At 72.8% G+C, this 15,016-nt stretch carries 14 protein-coding genes; 7 read left to right on the plus strand and 7 right to left on the minus strand.

Annotated elements, in window-relative coordinates; all coding sequences use genetic code 11:
- The first annotated feature begins 10 nt into the window (after positions 1 to 10).
- A complete protein-coding gene (locus tag K7G60_RS00705) occupies positions 11 to 1,111 on the plus strand; it encodes a S1C family serine protease (protein WP_225798764.1) in 1,101 nt (366 codons plus the stop codon).
- 336 nt (positions 1,112 to 1,447) lie between these two features.
- On the opposite strand, the gene K7G60_RS00710 is transcribed toward K7G60_RS00705, so the two are convergent.
- Entirely contained in the window at positions 1,448 to 2,215 is a 768-nt protein-coding gene (locus K7G60_RS00710) for a GntR family transcriptional regulator (protein ID WP_225798765.1), read from the minus strand.
- Entirely contained in the window at positions 2,215 to 2,760 is a 546-nt protein-coding gene (locus tag K7G60_RS00715; RefSeq protein WP_225798766.1) for a GntR family transcriptional regulator, read from the minus strand. The genes K7G60_RS00710 and K7G60_RS00715 overlap by 1 nt, the downstream gene beginning before the upstream one ends.
- Before the next feature lie 768 nt (positions 2,761 to 3,528).
- Between K7G60_RS00715 and K7G60_RS00725 the strand changes: the two genes are divergently transcribed.
- The gene (locus tag K7G60_RS00725; protein ID WP_225798767.1) at positions 3,529 to 5,040 is read left to right on the plus strand and encodes a transposase; all 1,512 of its coding nucleotides are present in this window, start codon (positions 3,529 to 3,531) and stop codon (positions 5,038 to 5,040) included.
- 412 nt (positions 5,041 to 5,452) lie between these two features.
- Here K7G60_RS00725 and K7G60_RS00730 read toward each other — a convergent pair whose 3' ends face one another.
- The gene (locus K7G60_RS00730) at positions 5,453 to 5,659 is read right to left on the minus strand and encodes a hypothetical protein (protein ID WP_225798768.1); all 207 of its coding nucleotides are present in this window, start codon (positions 5,657 to 5,659) and stop codon (positions 5,453 to 5,455) included.
- A 91-nt stretch (positions 5,660 to 5,750) separates the two neighbouring features.
- On the opposite strand from K7G60_RS00730, the gene K7G60_RS00735 reads away from it, so the two are divergent.
- The 4 genes from K7G60_RS00735 (at position 5,751) to K7G60_RS00750 (ending at position 10,671) form a co-directional block, all read left to right on the plus strand.
- Positions 5,751 to 6,953: a bifunctional adenosylcobinamide kinase/adenosylcobinamide-phosphate guanylyltransferase gene (locus tag K7G60_RS00735; RefSeq protein ID WP_225798769.1), complete on the plus strand. Its 1,203-nt coding sequence runs from the start codon at positions 5,751 to 5,753 to the stop codon at positions 6,951 to 6,953.
- A gap of 48 nt (positions 6,954 to 7,001) precedes the next feature.
- Positions 7,002 to 8,078 (plus strand): nicotinate-nucleotide--dimethylbenzimidazole phosphoribosyltransferase, encoded by a 1,077-nt coding sequence (gene cobT, locus K7G60_RS00740; protein ID WP_225798770.1) that lies wholly within the window; start codon positions 7,002 to 7,004, stop codon positions 8,076 to 8,078.
- A 107-nt stretch (positions 8,079 to 8,185) separates the two neighbouring features.
- Entirely contained in the window at positions 8,186 to 9,964 is a 1,779-nt protein-coding gene (locus tag K7G60_RS00745) for a phosphatidylglycerol lysyltransferase domain-containing protein (RefSeq protein ID WP_225798771.1), read from the plus strand.
- Positions 9,961 to 10,671: a hypothetical protein gene (locus K7G60_RS00750; protein WP_225798772.1), complete on the plus strand. Its 711-nt coding sequence runs from the start codon at positions 9,961 to 9,963 to the stop codon at positions 10,669 to 10,671. The genes K7G60_RS00745 and K7G60_RS00750 overlap by 4 nt, the downstream gene beginning before the upstream one ends.
- Here the strand turns inward: K7G60_RS00750 and K7G60_RS00755 are convergent.
- Positions 10,611 to 11,375, minus strand: coding sequence for a hypothetical protein (locus K7G60_RS00755; protein ID WP_225798773.1), 765 nt, complete (start codon positions 11,373 to 11,375; stop codon positions 10,611 to 10,613). The genes K7G60_RS00750 and K7G60_RS00755 overlap by 61 nt on opposite strands.
- A 67-nt stretch (positions 11,376 to 11,442) precedes the next feature.
- Here K7G60_RS00755 and cobS point away from each other — a divergent pair, with 67 nt between their 5' ends.
- Entirely contained in the window at positions 11,443 to 12,216 is a 774-nt protein-coding gene (gene cobS / locus K7G60_RS00760; protein WP_225798774.1) for an adenosylcobinamide-GDP ribazoletransferase, read from the plus strand.
- 19 nt (positions 12,217 to 12,235) lie between these two features.
- On the opposite strand, the gene K7G60_RS00765 is transcribed toward cobS, so the two are convergent.
- The 3 genes from K7G60_RS00765 to K7G60_RS00775 are packed head-to-tail and all read right to left on the minus strand — an operon-like array spanning position 12,236 to position 14,926.
- The gene (locus K7G60_RS00765) at positions 12,236 to 13,036 is read right to left on the minus strand and encodes an endo alpha-1,4 polygalactosaminidase (protein WP_225798775.1); all 801 of its coding nucleotides are present in this window, start codon (positions 13,034 to 13,036) and stop codon (positions 12,236 to 12,238) included.
- Complete coding sequence (locus K7G60_RS00770; RefSeq protein ID WP_225798776.1) at positions 13,033 to 13,653, minus strand: spherulation-specific family 4 protein; 621 nt, start codon at positions 13,651 to 13,653, stop codon at positions 13,033 to 13,035. Before K7G60_RS00770 ends, K7G60_RS00765 begins: the two co-directional genes overlap by 4 nt.
- A 7-nt stretch (positions 13,654 to 13,660) precedes the next feature.
- Positions 13,661 to 14,926 (minus strand): hypothetical protein, encoded by a 1,266-nt coding sequence (locus K7G60_RS00775; protein WP_225798777.1) that lies wholly within the window; start codon positions 14,924 to 14,926, stop codon positions 13,661 to 13,663.
- Positions 14,927 to 15,016: the final 90 nt, after the last annotated feature.

The raw sequence follows: 15,016 nt of genomic DNA on the forward strand, positions 1-15,016 counted from the left end.
TACTCCGGACATGGACGTATCCCGTGCCCACGCCCACGCTCGTCACCGCGCCCGCCTCCGCACGCGTCGTGTCCTCCTCCCGCTCACCGCCGGGACCTGCGCCCTCGCACTGACCGGCGGCTGCTCCTCCGCCGACGGGGACGCGTCCGCCCCGGAGCGGTCCACCCAGGCGGCGGCCCCGCTCGCCGCCAACGAGCTCCAGGACGACTACCGGACCGTCATCAGGAACGTCCTGCCGTCCGTCGTGCAGATCGAGGCGACGAACAGCCTCGGCTCCGGCGTCGTCTACGACGCCAAGGGGCACGTCGTCACCAACGCGCACGTGGTCGGCCAGGAGAGGACCTTCAAGGTCACGGCGGCCACCGGCGGGCGGCACGTGACCGCGCGGCTCGTCTCCTCGTACCCCGAGCAGGACCTCGCCGTGCTCAAGCTGGACAGCGTGCCGCAAGGGCTGAAGGCGGCGAAGTTCGGCAACTCCGCCGCCGTCGACATGGGGCAGATCGTGCTCGCGATGGGCTCCCCGCTGGGCCTGTCCGGCAGCGTGACCCAGGGCATCGTCTCGGCGACCGGCCGGACGGTCAGCGAGGGCCGGACCGGCGGCGGAACCGGGGCGACCATCGGGAACATGGTCCAGACGTCGGCGGCGATCAACCCGGGCAACAGCGGGGGCGCCCTCGTGAACCTCGACAGCGAGGTCATCGGCATCCCCACGCTCGCCGCGACCGACCCCGAACTGGGCGGCGGCTCGGCGCCCGGCATCGGCTTCGCGATCCCCGCGTCGATGGTGCGGACGATCGCCGACCAGATCGTCAAGAACGGCAAGGTGACGGACTCGGGGCGGGCGGCCCTCAACATCACCGGGCGCACCGTCCTCGACGGCGGCTACGAGCCGGCGGGCGTCGCGGTGGTCGAGGCGCCGGCGGACGGGGCGGCCGGGAAGGCGGGACTGAAGCCGGGCGACGTGATCACGAGCCTCGGCGACGAGACGATCACGACGATCACGTCGCTCTCGGAGGCGCTGGCCTCGATGAAGCCGGGGGATGTGGTGACAGTGGGGTACGTCCGCGACGGGAAGGCCCGCAAGACGGACGTCACCTTGGGCGAGATGTAGGGCCCACGGACCGCGCCCCCCTGTGTGGGCGCACGCCCGCCGCACGGTACCCGCCCCCGCCCGTGTGGGCAATCGCCCCGCTGGGGCGGAACGACTGCCCACAACGGGGGCACGCCGACTCTTGCCGGTAGTCGATCTTGAGGGTGTGGAGGACAGGGACGACGCGGACAGTGTCGTTGATCGTGTCACGCGTCGGCGGTGTCGCCTCAGCGCCTCGAAGCCCTTGAGGCGGGCGAGGGCGTGTTCGATCCGTGCCCGCCGCCTGGCCTTCCGATGAGCAGCTGGTGACCGATGACGTGGTTGGGCATGGTCGCAGGGAGGCCGGCGAAGACGTACCTATGTCACAGGCATCCTGTAGCGCATCCGGTAACGGTGCGCAGCCTTCGTCATCAGTGTGACCTCAATCGGGCGCCGGGCGTCGGAATAGACCACCCGGAAGGCCACCAGTACGGGCATGTCCTTCGGAAGTTCCAGCGCCACGACTTCCTCCTCTGTCGGGATCTCGGACGACAGCTCGTCCACGAACTCGCGCGGGGGAAGACCCATCGCGTCGAGCAGCGTGGGCGTACCGCCCCGAATCCGCTTCTTCTCCAGGATGGCCGTGCCCTCGACCAGGCTCAGCGGGTAGTACGACCTCGTGAGTTCGGTCGGCTCCTCGTCCAGGAAAAGGACCTGCTTGCGAAGCGCAGCTCGCTCACCGTCCTCCAACTGCAGGGCCTCGGCCACTTCCCTCGGCGGGACGACGACCTCGACGGCAAGGAGCCGAGACCTGCCGACTTGCCGGCGTTTCGCGGCCTCGGACATCCAGGGGTAGGGCTCGCCCGGCCCGGCAGGCCTCATGTAGGCGATCGGCTCGACGGACTGCTGCGCGTGCTGCCGTACGTATACACCCTTGCCCGGGAGCCCTTCGAGGAGTCCCTCTGCCTTCAGCGCCTGGAGGGCCTTCTGGACGGTCGTGTTGGCCACGCCGCCGTACTGCTCCATCAGCTCGGCCGTCGAGCCCAGCTTGCTACCTGGAGGGAGGTCGCCACGGGTGATCTGTCGCCGGATCTCCGCCGCGATCTTCTGGTGCGGCGATCTCGGATCCTTGAACTCCTTCGCCATCACACGCCCTGCTTCCCGAGCCGATACGTGAGGCGCCTGCCGGCAGGCATGGTCATCAGGGAGGCCTCCATCGGTGTTCCGTCGGCGGTCCGCGTCAGGCGGAGCAGCTGAAGGACGGCGCTGCCCTCGGGCAGACCCAAGTGCTCGCGCTCCTCCGTGGTGGCGAGGGCAGCGCTCACGTCCTCCACGACCTCGGCGCCGGTGTACCCGAGCTCCTTGAGCAGGGTGACGGCACCACCGGGCACCTTGCGCGGTTCCGCCAAGGGCGTGCCTGCGGCGATGGCGACGGGGTAGTAGGAGTCGGCCAGCTCCACGGGCTGGTCATCGAGGAGAATCAGCCGACGCCTGACAATCACGCGCTCAGAGGCGGACAACCGCAGGGCGGCGCGGACCGCGTCGGGAGCGTCCACTTCGCCTGCCTGGAGGAGGCGTTGGCCGCCACGGCGCCCATGGCGAGCGGCCTCATCGCTCCATGCGTCGCTCTGACCGGGCTTGCGCGGGGCCAGGTACGGCGCGGTCTCGCTGATCCATGCATCGCCCGACATGTTCCTACCCCCGGCTCACTGTTGTCAGTGACCCTACTTGCTCGCTCTCACCGGAAGCGCGATCTTAAGGGCTTGCCGCTTAAAGACTGTTGCGCTTAAGGCTATCGGCATGGAAGCGATGGATTCCGACGAAGCGCGGCATGGCATTCCCGTGCCGCCGGAGGGCTTGAGCCCGGCTCTCCGAGAGCGGGCCGAGGCCGGCTGGCGGAAGTTCCTCCGCCGGTGGTTCGACGCCTGCGAGGAGTCCGAACGGTGAGCGCGCCTGGCGCCGAGGGCGGGGACAGTCACCCCCCTCCTTCACCAGAGGGTCCGCGACATCGCCAGCCGAGGTGAAGGAGTGCTGACGGCCGTCGCTCACGAGCGGCACGGCGATCGGCTCCTGCATGTCGCATACGTCCAGCCCGCCACCGGCGTCGCCTGGACGACGGCGGTCGACAACATCGGGCCCGCCCTGTGGCGTGAGGCATCGCCCGCCGAGGAACCCTCGGAAGGGGACCCGGATTCATGACGCGCGCGAGATGCAGGGGGCCTCGGCTACCCGGGGCCGTGACCGAGGGGTGCGTGCCATAGGGATGGCCGGATCGGACACAGGGGGCGAGGCGGGAGTCTTCTGGAGCACGTTCGCACGCCAAGGGCTTGCAGAGCATTAACACGGGCGATTTCGAAGGGAGGTGACGGCCGTGCAGACTGCCCAGACGCAGGGGGAAGTTCCGAGGCAAGAACAAGGCCCCGAAATGGACCAAGCCCGACGGCGGGATCGTGTCCGTGATGGTGCTGCCGCTGGCCGTCACCGCCCCGGCCGACCTTGACCGGCTGGAGAAGCTGTTCGGTGCGATGTGGTCGGTCAAGCGGGCCGTCCAGCGCGACGCCAGCGCCAAGGTCGACGCGTACTGGGCGGCCAGACGCGAGCGCGACACCCGCGGGGCGAAGGCCGTACGGCAGCGCCCCGGCCTGTCCCGTGGGGGCCTGGAGCGGTGCGCGTACAAGCATCTTGAGGATGCAGGGCATCTCACGCACCACGTCTCCAAGGCCCTGGCAATGCACATGGCCGACGAGGTGTGGAACGGCGTGCGGCGGCACCTGTTCGCCGACAACACGGGAAACCGCCACGGCCGCCCCCGCGTGGGTCGCTGGTACGACTTCACCCGGATTCCGGGCCGCGCCCGCTCCCACACCATCGTGAACAAGTGGGAGACATTCCGCCTCGTCGGCACCTTCCACGGCCACGCCGTGGCTTACGCCGGCGGAGGCCGGCAAGCCCTGATGCAGCCCCGCCGGATGCCGACACCGACCAAGCCGGACGGCAAGATCTCCACCGACAAGGGCACCCGCAGGGCCACCTGGTGGGACCACACCGGCCCGCTCGCCGTGGTGTTCGCGGGCGGCCCGGACGGCAAGCGCGGCGACCTCGTCCTCCCCGTCCGCATCTCCCAGGGGCCGGGCCAGGAAGCCCGCGTACGGCACTTCCTTGCGGCCGACACCTGCTGGCACAAGGTCGATCTCGTGCGCCGCCGCAAGGCCGGTGCGCCGGGCGGCTGGGTGTACGAGGCACACCTGATGGTCCTCGGCCCCGGCTACGCCTCCCCGGCCGTACGGCAGATGCGGCAGCGCGCTGCCGAGCTTGACCGGATCGGCGGGGTGGACGGCAACGTCTCCAACCTGTCCGTCGTCTCCTTCCCCGCCTCCCCGGACCCTGCCGACGGTGCCCCGCGCTCCTCGGAGATCGTGCCGACCGATCAGGAGCGGGCGCGGCCGGAGCGGGAGGCGAAGAAGCGCCGGAGCCGGATTCGGGCGCTGGAGCGGTCACGCCGGGCGGCGAACACCGCACAGTACGGGCTGTCCAAGCGGCAGGCCGCCCGCGCTGAGCGCCGGGCCGCCCAGGGCTTGAAGCCCAAGAAGACCACGGTGCCGGGCGGCGCCCGCGACTCCCGCTCCGACGGGGTGCCCAAGCAGGCGTTCCGCCGCGACCGGCTGTCCCACGGCTACCGGGAGCTGCGCGCCCGCCAGGCCGAAGCCGCCACCAGCGCGGCCGAGTACCGGCGTCACCGGGCCCGTGCCGTGGCCCGCGAGATCGTCGCCGCCCACGGCCCCCGCCTGACGGTGGAGGACTGTGATATCCGCACCTGGTACCAGCTGTGGGGCAAGCGCCTTTCCCGGACCACGCCGGGCATGCTGATCTCCGCTCTCCGCCCTGGAGATCGAGTGCCGGGCCGCCGGTGGCCGTCTCGTGCGTGCCTCCACCTGGTCCACGGCCCTGTCGCAGCACTGCCTGTGCGGTGAGCGCGTCACCAAGACGCTGCGGGACCGGGAACACCAGTGCATCGCCTGCGGACTCGTCGGCAAGCGGGATCTCGTCTCCGCCGCCCTGGCCGCCTTCGTGGACCTGGCTGGCCCCGACGACCCCAAGACAGCCCGACTGGACTCCGCCCGGTCGCGGCACGCACAGATCACGTACGGAGAAGGGCTGGAAGAAGCCCTGCGTGAGTCAACCACACCGTGCCAGAACACCCCTCGGGGTGCTGGTCGCGTGGCAGTTCCGCGTCAGAGCGGGGCCTCTGCTCACCGAACCGCCGAACGACGGGACCGAGCAACCCCAGATGAGCCGCGCCATATGCGCGACCACGCTGGAGCGCCCGGCACCCGACCGGCGTACAGTCCGCAGCTCACCCTCTGGTGAATTGCGGAACAAGTCTTAGCCCTCCGCGTCGAGGGGCATCGGGCCGTAGATCTTCGTGCCGTCCTCCGAGAGGGTCACCTGGTCCGCGCCGCCGCTCAGGAGGTCACGCCAGTGTTCGCCGATCCAGCTCTCCGCGTCGCCCTGGGTGGTGAACTCCTCGGGGGTCACCACCGGCTCGACCTCCGTGCCGTCGGACTTCTCGAACCGCCACGTCCATGCCATGCAAGCCTCCTGGAGCTCACCGGATGATCGGTTTCCTGCCCGCAGCGTAGCCGGGCGCGCACGCCTCGCGGTGGCGCGGGAGGATCTGAGGGTGGAACTGACTCTGCTCGGCACCGGCGCCCCGCTCGGCCTCCCCCGTCCCGACTGCCCCTGCGCCGTGTGCGCGCGCTCCCGGGGGACGCGCGCGCGTGCCGCGACCGCGCTGCTCGTGGACGGGGCCCTGCTGCTCGATCTGACTCCGGGGGCCGCGCTCGCGGCGGCCCGGTCGGGGCATTCGCTGGTGGGGGTGCGGCAGGTGCTGCTCACGCATCCGCACGCCGGACCGGCCGTGGAGGTGCCCGCGGGGCTTCCGACGGCCGGGCGGGTGCCGGACGGGCGGGAGTTGACGCTGATCAGCGGGCACCGGGTGCGGGCCGTCTCGATGGACTCCCCCGGGACCGGGTACGAGGTGACCTCGGCGGACGGGGAGCGGTTGCTGTACCTGCCGCCGGGCGGCGCGCCCGCCGGGCTGACGGACGGCCCCCTCGACCCGTACGACGTGGTGGTCGCCGATGTGACGGGTCGGCCGGACGGGCTGGCCCGGCTGCGGGCGGCCGGGGCGGTGGGCCCGGCCACCGAGGTGATCGCGGTGCACCTGGACCACGACGCGCCGACGGGCGCCGAGCTGGACCGGCGGCTCGCGGCGGGGGGGGCGCGGGCGGTGCCGGACGGGACGACGCTGTACGTCGGCGACTACCACGAGGTGCCGGAGGTGCCCCGGCGGACGCTGGTGACGGGCGGGGCCCGGTCGGGGAAGTCGGTGGAGGCCGAGCGGCGCCTGGAGACCTTCCCCGAGGTGCTGTACGTGGCGACGGGCGGCACCCGGGAGGGCGACCCGGAGTGGGCCGAGCGGGTCGGGCTGCACCGGGAGCGGCGGCCGGGTTCGTGGCGTACGGCCGAGACCTGCGAGCTCGTGCCGCTGCTCGCGGAGGACGGTCCGGCGCTGCTCGTCGACTGTCTGTCGCTGTGGCTGACGGACGCCATGGACCGGGTGGGCGCGTGGGACGACGAGACCTGGGCGAACGGCGGGCAGGCGGCGCTGCGGGAGCGGACGGCGGAGCTGGTGGCGGCGGTGCGGGCGACGCGCCGCACGGTCGTGGCGGTGACGAACGAGGTCGGCTCCGGGGTGGTGCCGGCGACGGCGGCGGGCCGTCGGTTCCGGGACGAGCTGGGCCGACTGAACGCGTCCTTCGCGGAGGAGTGCGAGGAGGTCGTCCTCGTGGTCGCGGGCCAGGCCCTCGTACTGCGCGGGTAGGGTTCCGATCGCTGATGGCCCTCGCTGACTTGTCACTAGGCGGAACCCTTGAACCTGGACGACTTCTCCGATCTGATCGAGCGCCCCGACGGCGGGATACGGCGTGACGCCGAGGAGCGCCGGGAGCGGCTGAGCGTGCCCCCGGGGGCGCTCGGGCGGCTGGACGAGCTGGGCGAGTGGCTGTCCGCGGCGCAGGCCTCGGTCAAGGTGCGGGCGATCGAGCAGCCGAAGGTCGTGCTGTTCGCGGGCGACCACGGGGTGGCCTCGCTGGGCGTGTCGGGCCGCGCGGCGGGTACGGCGCACGAGCTGGTGCGCGCGGTGCTCGACGGGGCGAGCCCGGTGGCCGTGCTCGCCCGCTCGATGAGCGTGCCGGTGCGGGTCGTGGACGCCGGTCTGGACTGCGACCCGGAGCTGCTGCCCGCCGAGGTGGTACGGCACCGGGTGCGGCGCGGCAGCGGCCGGATCGACGTGGCGGACGCGCTGACGGTCGAGGAGACCGAGGCGGCGGTCCGGCTCGGCATCGCGATCGCCGACGAGGAGGCGGACTCGGGCACCGATCTGGTGGTGCTCGGGGATCTGAGCGTCGGCGGGACGACTCCGGCGTCCACGCTGATCGCGGCGCTGTGCGGGACGGACGCCTCGGTGGTGACCGGCCGGGGCGGTGCCGGGATCGACGATCTGGCGTGGATGCGCAAGTGCGCGGCGATCCGGGACGCGCTGCGGCGGGCCCGGCCGGTCCTGGGCGACCAGCTGGAGCTGCTCGCCGCGGTCGGCGGGGCGGACCTGGCGGCGATGACCGGGTTCCTGCTGCAGGCCTCGGTGCGGCGGATGCCGGTGATCCTGGACGGTGTGGTGGGCGCGGCCTGTGCGCTGGTGGCGCAGCGGGCGGCGTTCCGGGCGCCGGACTGGTGGCTGGCGGGTCAGGTGAGCGGGGAGCCGGCGCAGGCGAAGGCCCTGGACCGGATGGCGCTCAACCCGCTGCTCGACCACGGCGTCCATGTGGGTGAGGGAACCGGGGCATTGCTCGCACTTCCCCTCGTCCAGGCCGCGGCGGCGTTCGCCGCGGAGCTGCCCGAACGTCCGGATCCGACCACTCCGGACGCCGACGGCGCAGTGGAGGCCTGAGCGCGGACGGAAGGGAACGGTCGGCTCCGGGGCGGTCACGCGCGACGCGCGCGTGACCGCCCCGGGCGTCTCCGCACCGCAAGCGACGCCCCATATGATCGCTTTTCATGGGAGAAGTCCGCTTGTCTGCCGAAGCAGCGCCCCGGAGCACGACCCCCCGGGGCAGCACCCCCCGTTCGCGGCGCGGCGCCGCGTTCGCCGTCTGGTACCTACGCGTCGTCACGTTCATCAACTTCCTGAGCGCCGTCTGGGTCTCGTTCGGCAACGACCTGCGCCGGCACAACGAGGACAACTACTTCACGCCGTACATGCTCACCGCGGGCTTCGCCTCGGGCGTCTTCACCCTCTTCCTGGCGATCACCATGCGGCGCCGCAAACGGGCCGCGTGGATCCTCAACCTGGTGCTCAGCGGCCTCTTCCTGCTGCTCTTCGCCCTCGTGATGTTCTTCCCCGAGATCCGGCAGCACGCCCAGAACTGGATCTCGCTGGTCCTCACCGCCGCGTTCGTGCTCGCCCTGCTGCTCAGCCGCAGGGAGTTCTACGCGAAGGGCGACCGCTCCAACCCGAAGCTGGCGGCGGGGGTGGCGGTCGGCGGACTGCTCGTCACCTCGCTGGCGGCCGCCCTCCTGGTGACCGTCACCAACGAGTCCACCGGCCACTCCACCTTCCTGGACCGCTGGAAGTACGGCGTGCTGCGGCTGGTCACCCTGGCCTCCGACGCCTCCGGATTCGACGGGATCAGATCCCCCGGCTGGGTCGACGTCACCATCAACGTCCTGTCCACGCTGCTGCTCTTCGCGGTGCTCTTCGCCGCCTTCCGCTCCCGGCGGGCCGTCGACCCGCTGACCGAGGAGGACGAGGAGCGGCTGCGGCTCCTGCTCGACAAGCAGGGCGAGCGCGACTCGCTCGGCTACTTCGCGCTGCGCCGCGAGAAGAGCGTCGTGTGGTCGGCGAGCGAGAAGGCCGCCGTCGCCTACCGGGTGGTCGGCGGCGTCTCGCTCGCCTCCGGCGACCCGATCGGCGACCCGGAGGCCTGGCCGGGCGCGATCGAGCCCTGGCTCGCCGAGGCGCGCGAGCACGGCTGGATCCCGGCGGTGATGGGCGCCAGCGAGGAGGCCGGGGTCATCTACGCCCGGCACGGTCTGGACGCCCTGGAGCTGGGCGACGAGGCGATCGTGGAGACCGGCGAGTTCACCCTGGACGGCCGGGCGATGCGGACGGTCCGGCAGGCCTTCAACCGGGTCAAGCGGGCCGGGTACGAGGTCCGGATCAGGCGCCACGAGGACATCCCCGCGGCCGAGATGGCGGAGCTGCTGCGCAAGGCGGACGACTGGCGGGACGGGGCCACCGAGCGCGGTTTCTCGATGGCGCTCGGCCGGCTGGGCGATCCCCGGGACGGCCGCTGCGTGATGCTGGAGTGCACCGACGGGTCGGGTGAGCTGCGGGCGCTGCTCTCCTTCGTCCCCTGGGGGCCGAAGGGGCTCTCGCTGGATCTGATGCGCCGCGACCGGGATTCCGAGAACGGTCTGATGGAGTTCATGGTCATCGAACTCCTGCAGCGGGCCGAGGAGATCGGGATCACTCAGGTCTCGCTCAACTTCGCGATGTTCCGCTCCGTCTTCGAACGTGGCTCGAAGCTCGGGGCGGGACCCGTGCTGCGCATGTGGCGTTCGCTGCTCAGCTTCTTCTCCCGCTGGTGGCAGATCGAGTCGCTGTACCGCGCCAACGCCAAGTACCGACCGATCTGGGAGCCCCGATTCATGCTCTTCGAGAAGAGCGCCGACCTGCTGCGCATCGGCCTCGCCGCCGGTCGGGCCGAGGGCTTCCTGGAGGCTCCCGGCCTGCCGAAGTGGATGCACCGCAGGCATCTGGAGAGCGGGCGTTGAGCGGGCCCCTGAAGGAGTTCGCCCGCCGTGAGTGGGGGCCGCTGTTCACCACCGTACGGACGGCGCTCGTCACCGGGAGGTGGCGAGCGGTCCCGATGACGCTGGGCGCCGTCTGTCTGACCGCCCTGTTCCAGCTCGTGCAGAACCAGGACTGGGGCTATCAGCCGGTCCAGGACATCGGCTCCGTACGGGCCGAGGACCCCCTCTGGCTCGCGCTGCTGCGGACGCCGCCTTCGCTGTTCGTGCCCGCGCTCGACCTGCCCGTCTGGGGCGCCCTCGCACAGGTCCTGCTGGTGTTCGGGATCGCCGAGATCTGCCTCGGGCGGTGGCGGACGCTCGCCGTCGCCTATCTGGCGACGCTGGCCGGCACGCTCTACGCGCGCGTGGGCATCGCCCTCGGCCCGGACGGTCCCCTCGGGCTGCCCGCCTCCGACGCGCAGGTCGTCGACACCGGCCCCTCGGCGGCCGTGGTCGGCCTCGCCGTCTACGTCTGCTGGCGGTACGGGGCGCGGTGGACGGGTGCGCTCGTGGTGCTGGCGATGGTGATCGAGGTCGTGGTCAAGGCGAACCTGGCGGGCAAGGAGCACCTCGCGGCGATCGCCGCCGTCCTCGTCCTGATCGCGGTCCAGGCCTGGCGCGGACGGGGTCAGGACGGCGTCGAGCCCCGTCCGGGCACGCGCTCCTGGAAACCGCCGATCAGGTCCTGAACCCTGCGCCGCACCCTGGTCCAGCGCTTGTCGTGGCGGTAGGCGCGGATCCGGGAGCGGGCCCTGGCGCGGTGGCGGCGGCCGTAGAGGCGCCGGGACCACCAGGAGCCGGGGCGGGCCAGCCGGACGGCGCCGATGATCGCCACGAACGGGACGAGGATCCCGAAAACGGCCATCCGGACCTTCCCCTTCATCAGGGTGACCAGGACGATGAGGAAGTTCAGCGCGACGGTGAGGATGAAGGCGGTCCGGTCCTGGCGCTCCTCCGTCGTCATGTCGTTGACGCCGAGCGGTGAGAAGCCGCTCAGGGTGAGCAGGACCAGGGCCGCGGTGAGCACGACCACCTCGACGCTCTTGCGGCCCTCGTCCGACCAGTACACGTCGTCGAGGTGGAGGATGAGCGCGAACTCGTCCAGGACGAGCCCCGCGCCGATCCCGAAGACGACGGCGAAGACGGCCGCGGCGACGCCGTACCGGTCGCTGGCCACCGCGCCGAATCCACCGAGGACGGTGAGGACGACGCCCGGCACGACGTGATGGATGTGGAGGCCCCCCGAGGAAACGTTTCGGAAAGGCCCCTTCCCCGCCCGGATGAGCCGGGTGACGGTGCGGGTGACCAGGAATGTCAGGACGAAGGAGGTCAGAGCGAGCAACATCGGGAGCTTGCCCGGCTCGACGATGTTCCGGGAGAACCAGTGACCCATGCCACCCCCTTCCGATATGTGAGGTATGCGCAATCTACCGTCCGGGGGCGGCGATTACCCTGCCCGGATGGACGGCCTGCGTTTCGCCTTCGGCACCCTCACCGTGTTCCCCGCCCGCATCACCCGCTGGGACCGGGACGCGGCGCGGGCCGGCATGCTCTGCGCCCCGCTCGCGGGTCTCGCCGTCGGGCTCTGCTCCGCGGCCGCCGGCGGCGCGTTCCTGCTGCTCGGCTCGGGTCCGCTGCTCGCGGCCGTCGTCACCACCGCCGTCCCCGCCCTGCTCACCCGGGGCCTCCACCTCGACGGCCTCGCGGACACCGCCGACGGCCTCGGCAGCGCCAAGCCCGCCGAGGACGCGCTGCGCATCATGAAGCAGTCGGACATCGGCCCGTTCGGCGTCATCGCCCTGGTCCTCGTCCTGCTCGCCCAGGTCGCCGCGCTGTACGAGCTGTACGGAGAGGGCTGGGCGCGCGGCACCGTCGCCGCGGTCCTCGCCGCCACCGTGGCCCGCCTCGCCCTCACCCACGCGTCCCGCCACGGCGTCCCGGCGGCCCGCCCCGAGGGCCTCGGCGCGATCGTCGCCGCGACGGTCCCGACCCGCTCCGCGACCCTCACGACCGCCCTGCTCCTGGTCCTCGGCGCCGCGGCGGGCCTCCTGCTCTCCCCGTACGACGCCGTCCGCGACGTCCTGGCGGCCGGCGCGGGCCTCGGCGCCGCGGCACTGCTGCTCCGCCGGTGCGTGCGGCGCTTCGGCGGGGTGACGGGCGACGTGTTCGGCGCGGTCGAGGAGACGGCGGCGACGGCGACCCTGGTGGCGCTGACGCTGGGCTCGGCGGGCTAGGACCTTTCGGATCGGGCCCCTAGCAGGGCCGGCGCCAGGCGTCCAGTTCGTACCGTTTCCGCATGGAGCTGAGGCCCAGCTTCCGGGTCTCGGGGCAGAACTGGTCCGCCGTCAGCTCGTACTCGACGTGGAAGACGGCCTTGCCCGCCGTGACGAACGGGACGAGACGGCCGCACTCGTCGTACTCGGCGCACTGCTCGTTGACCGCGAAGTCGAAGTCCGGGAGAAGTTCCGGGATCTGGTCCAGATCGTTCTTGAGGCCGACCGCGAGGCCCCGCTCGTGGGCCATCGCGGCGATGAGGCGGTTGTAGCGGAGCTGGTCGGCGGCGGTCAGGGGGAAGCCGGTGCGGTTCTCGTAGCCGTCCATGTTGTCGGGTTCGACGGCGTCGAAGCCCTTGTCCCGGCACATGTCGAGGCGCTTCGCCATGAGGGGCGCGAGGAGGTCGGTGCGGCGGATGTCGAGCCAGCGCTCGCCCTCCCAGCCGTTGCCCTTGCCGAGGAGCGGCTTCGGGAAGTCGCCGGCGTCGGGGCGGAAGTCCTCCCAGGCGCCGGTGGACAGGTAGCAGATGACCTTGCGGCCCCGGCGGTGGAGGTCGGCGACGGTCGACGCCGGGTGGTCGAAGCCGTCGATGTCGTACACCGGGACGTCGACGGCCGGGTCGAGCGTGCCGCTGAGCTGCCACTGCCAGGCGAGGCCGGGGGCCGGCCGCCAGCGGTCGTCGGTCGTCTTGGGGTCCGGGCCGGGGCCGGGGGCCGCCGTGCAGGCCGTGGCGAGGAGCAGGATCCCCACGAGCAGGGCCGTCACGCGGGCGGCCCTCATCGGGCGGGCTCCAGGAGGTGCGGGAGGGTGCCCCAGGGGTGCGCGCCCGCGCCGGGGACGGCGCAGTGCACCGGGGTGGCCGGGCGGAAGTCCGCCGGGGCCGCGTAGACGAGGTGGCAGTAGTGGGCGGCGACCGGCAGATCGAGCGTCCGGTACGTGTCCCAGGGGCCCTCGAAGGTGACGAGGAGGTCGGCCTGCGCCTCGTAGCCGGGGTCCGGGTGGGCGCCGTGGTTGAAGACCAGGGTCGCGGCCCCGGCGGCCCGGGCCGCGACCGCGATGCGGCGGTAGTGGGCGAGGGCGGCGGGCGCGGTCGCCGCCTGGTCCAGGAAGGCGCCGTCGGCGCCGTACCAGTCGCGGTGGCGGACCAGTTCGGCGATGACCTCGGCGTGCGGGCGGCGTCCGTAGGCGGTGTCCACGTAGCCGAGGACCCGCACCCCGGCCGCCCGCAGCCGCCCGGCGGCCTCGGCGAACGCCGGGTCGGGGGCCGCGCCGGCGCCGCTCGCCGGATTGAGGACGACGCCGTACAGGGACGGGGCCGCGCCGACGAGCGCCGACCAGGCCTCGGGGCGTTCGGACGGGTGCTCGTAGTACGGCACCAGGAGGGAGGGGTTCGTCATGGCGTCCCTAAGCGCGGTGGGCGGTCGGTCGTACCAGCAGAGCACAGGTCAGGGCGGCGAGCACCGCCGCCGCTCCCCCGGCGGCCACCGGGCCCGCCGCCGGCTGCACCGTCTGTGCGGCCGCCGCCAGCAGGCAGACGGTGGCGGCGCTGAGCACCGCCCCGAAGGCCTGGAGCAACAGCCCGAGCCAGAGCACGGCCCCGATCAGGAGCAGGGTGGCCAGGCGCGGGAGCGTCGGCCACGGCGCGCCGGGCCAGGCCAGGGTCGCGGCGAGGGTGAGGGCGAGGAGCACGGTGAGGTAGCCGCCGAGGCAGAGCACGAGGGTGCCGGTGACCGCCCGGCGGAACTCGCGGGCGGTGGTGAGGGTCCGCAGCCGGGTCAGGCTCTCGCCCCGGAAGCGGTGCAGGAGCCACTCGGCGGGGCCCATGGAGAGGGTGAGCGCGATGACCGCCCCCGCCCCGCTCACCAGCGTGTCGGCCACGCCCGCGTGGAGGACGAGCAGGCCGCTGCCGAGGCCGAAGAGGCCGTACGGCAGGGAGGCGGTCCGCGGGGGGCCGCCGCGGCCCCCCGCGCCCCGGCGGGCGCCGGGGCGCAGGACGAGCACGGCGAAGGCGACGGACGCGGTGAGGGAGGCGAGGAGCAGTCCGGCGCGCAGCGCGTCGGGCAGGTCCCAGCGGAAGGCGGGGACGGCTCCGGCGAGCGGCAGCAGGGCGCAGAGCAGGGCCCGTTCACGGCCGAGGACGAGGAGTGCGGTCGCGGCGGCGAGGTAGAGCGACTGGCCGGCGGCGAAGACGGCGGCCGGGATCTCGCCGGGCCCGGCGGTCACGAGGGCGACGGCCGTCCCCGCGAGGGCGCCGGCCGGGGCGCCGGTGAGCAGCGCGCGGGCGGCGGCGGGCCGGTCGCCGAGGCCGAGCCAGGTGTACGCGCGGTGGGAGAGGGCCTGGTTCCAGACCCAGCCGGTGACGGCCCCGGCGAGCAGCGGGACGGTCCCGGCGGGGAGCCCGAACCTGCCGTGTTCCGCGGCGAGCAGCGGGGCGGCGAGGACGTACGCGAGGCCGGGGAGCGCGAAGACGAGCCCGCGCAGCAGACAGCCCCAGAGCTCGCTGTGCCAGGCGCCGGCGGACGGCGCCGACGGTTCGGGGTGGCGCCGCTCCACGCGCGCGTAGAGGTCCTCGGCGAGGGAGAAGGAGTCGGCGCGGCCGTAGGTGAGCCGGATGTGCTCGTCGGTCATGCCGTCGGACTCCAGGATCGCGGCGATCTCGTCCGGGTGCACGGCGGCGGCGACGAACCCGTCGAGCCGCTCGGCGAGTTCGTCGAGCGGATCAGCGGCGAGACCGTCTCCGGCGGGAGGCGGGACAGCGGA

It is taken from the genome of Streptomyces sp. NK15101, assembly GCF_020400725.1.
In the GTDB taxonomy this organism is placed as follows: domain Bacteria; phylum Actinomycetota; class Actinomycetes; order Streptomycetales; family Streptomycetaceae; genus Streptomyces.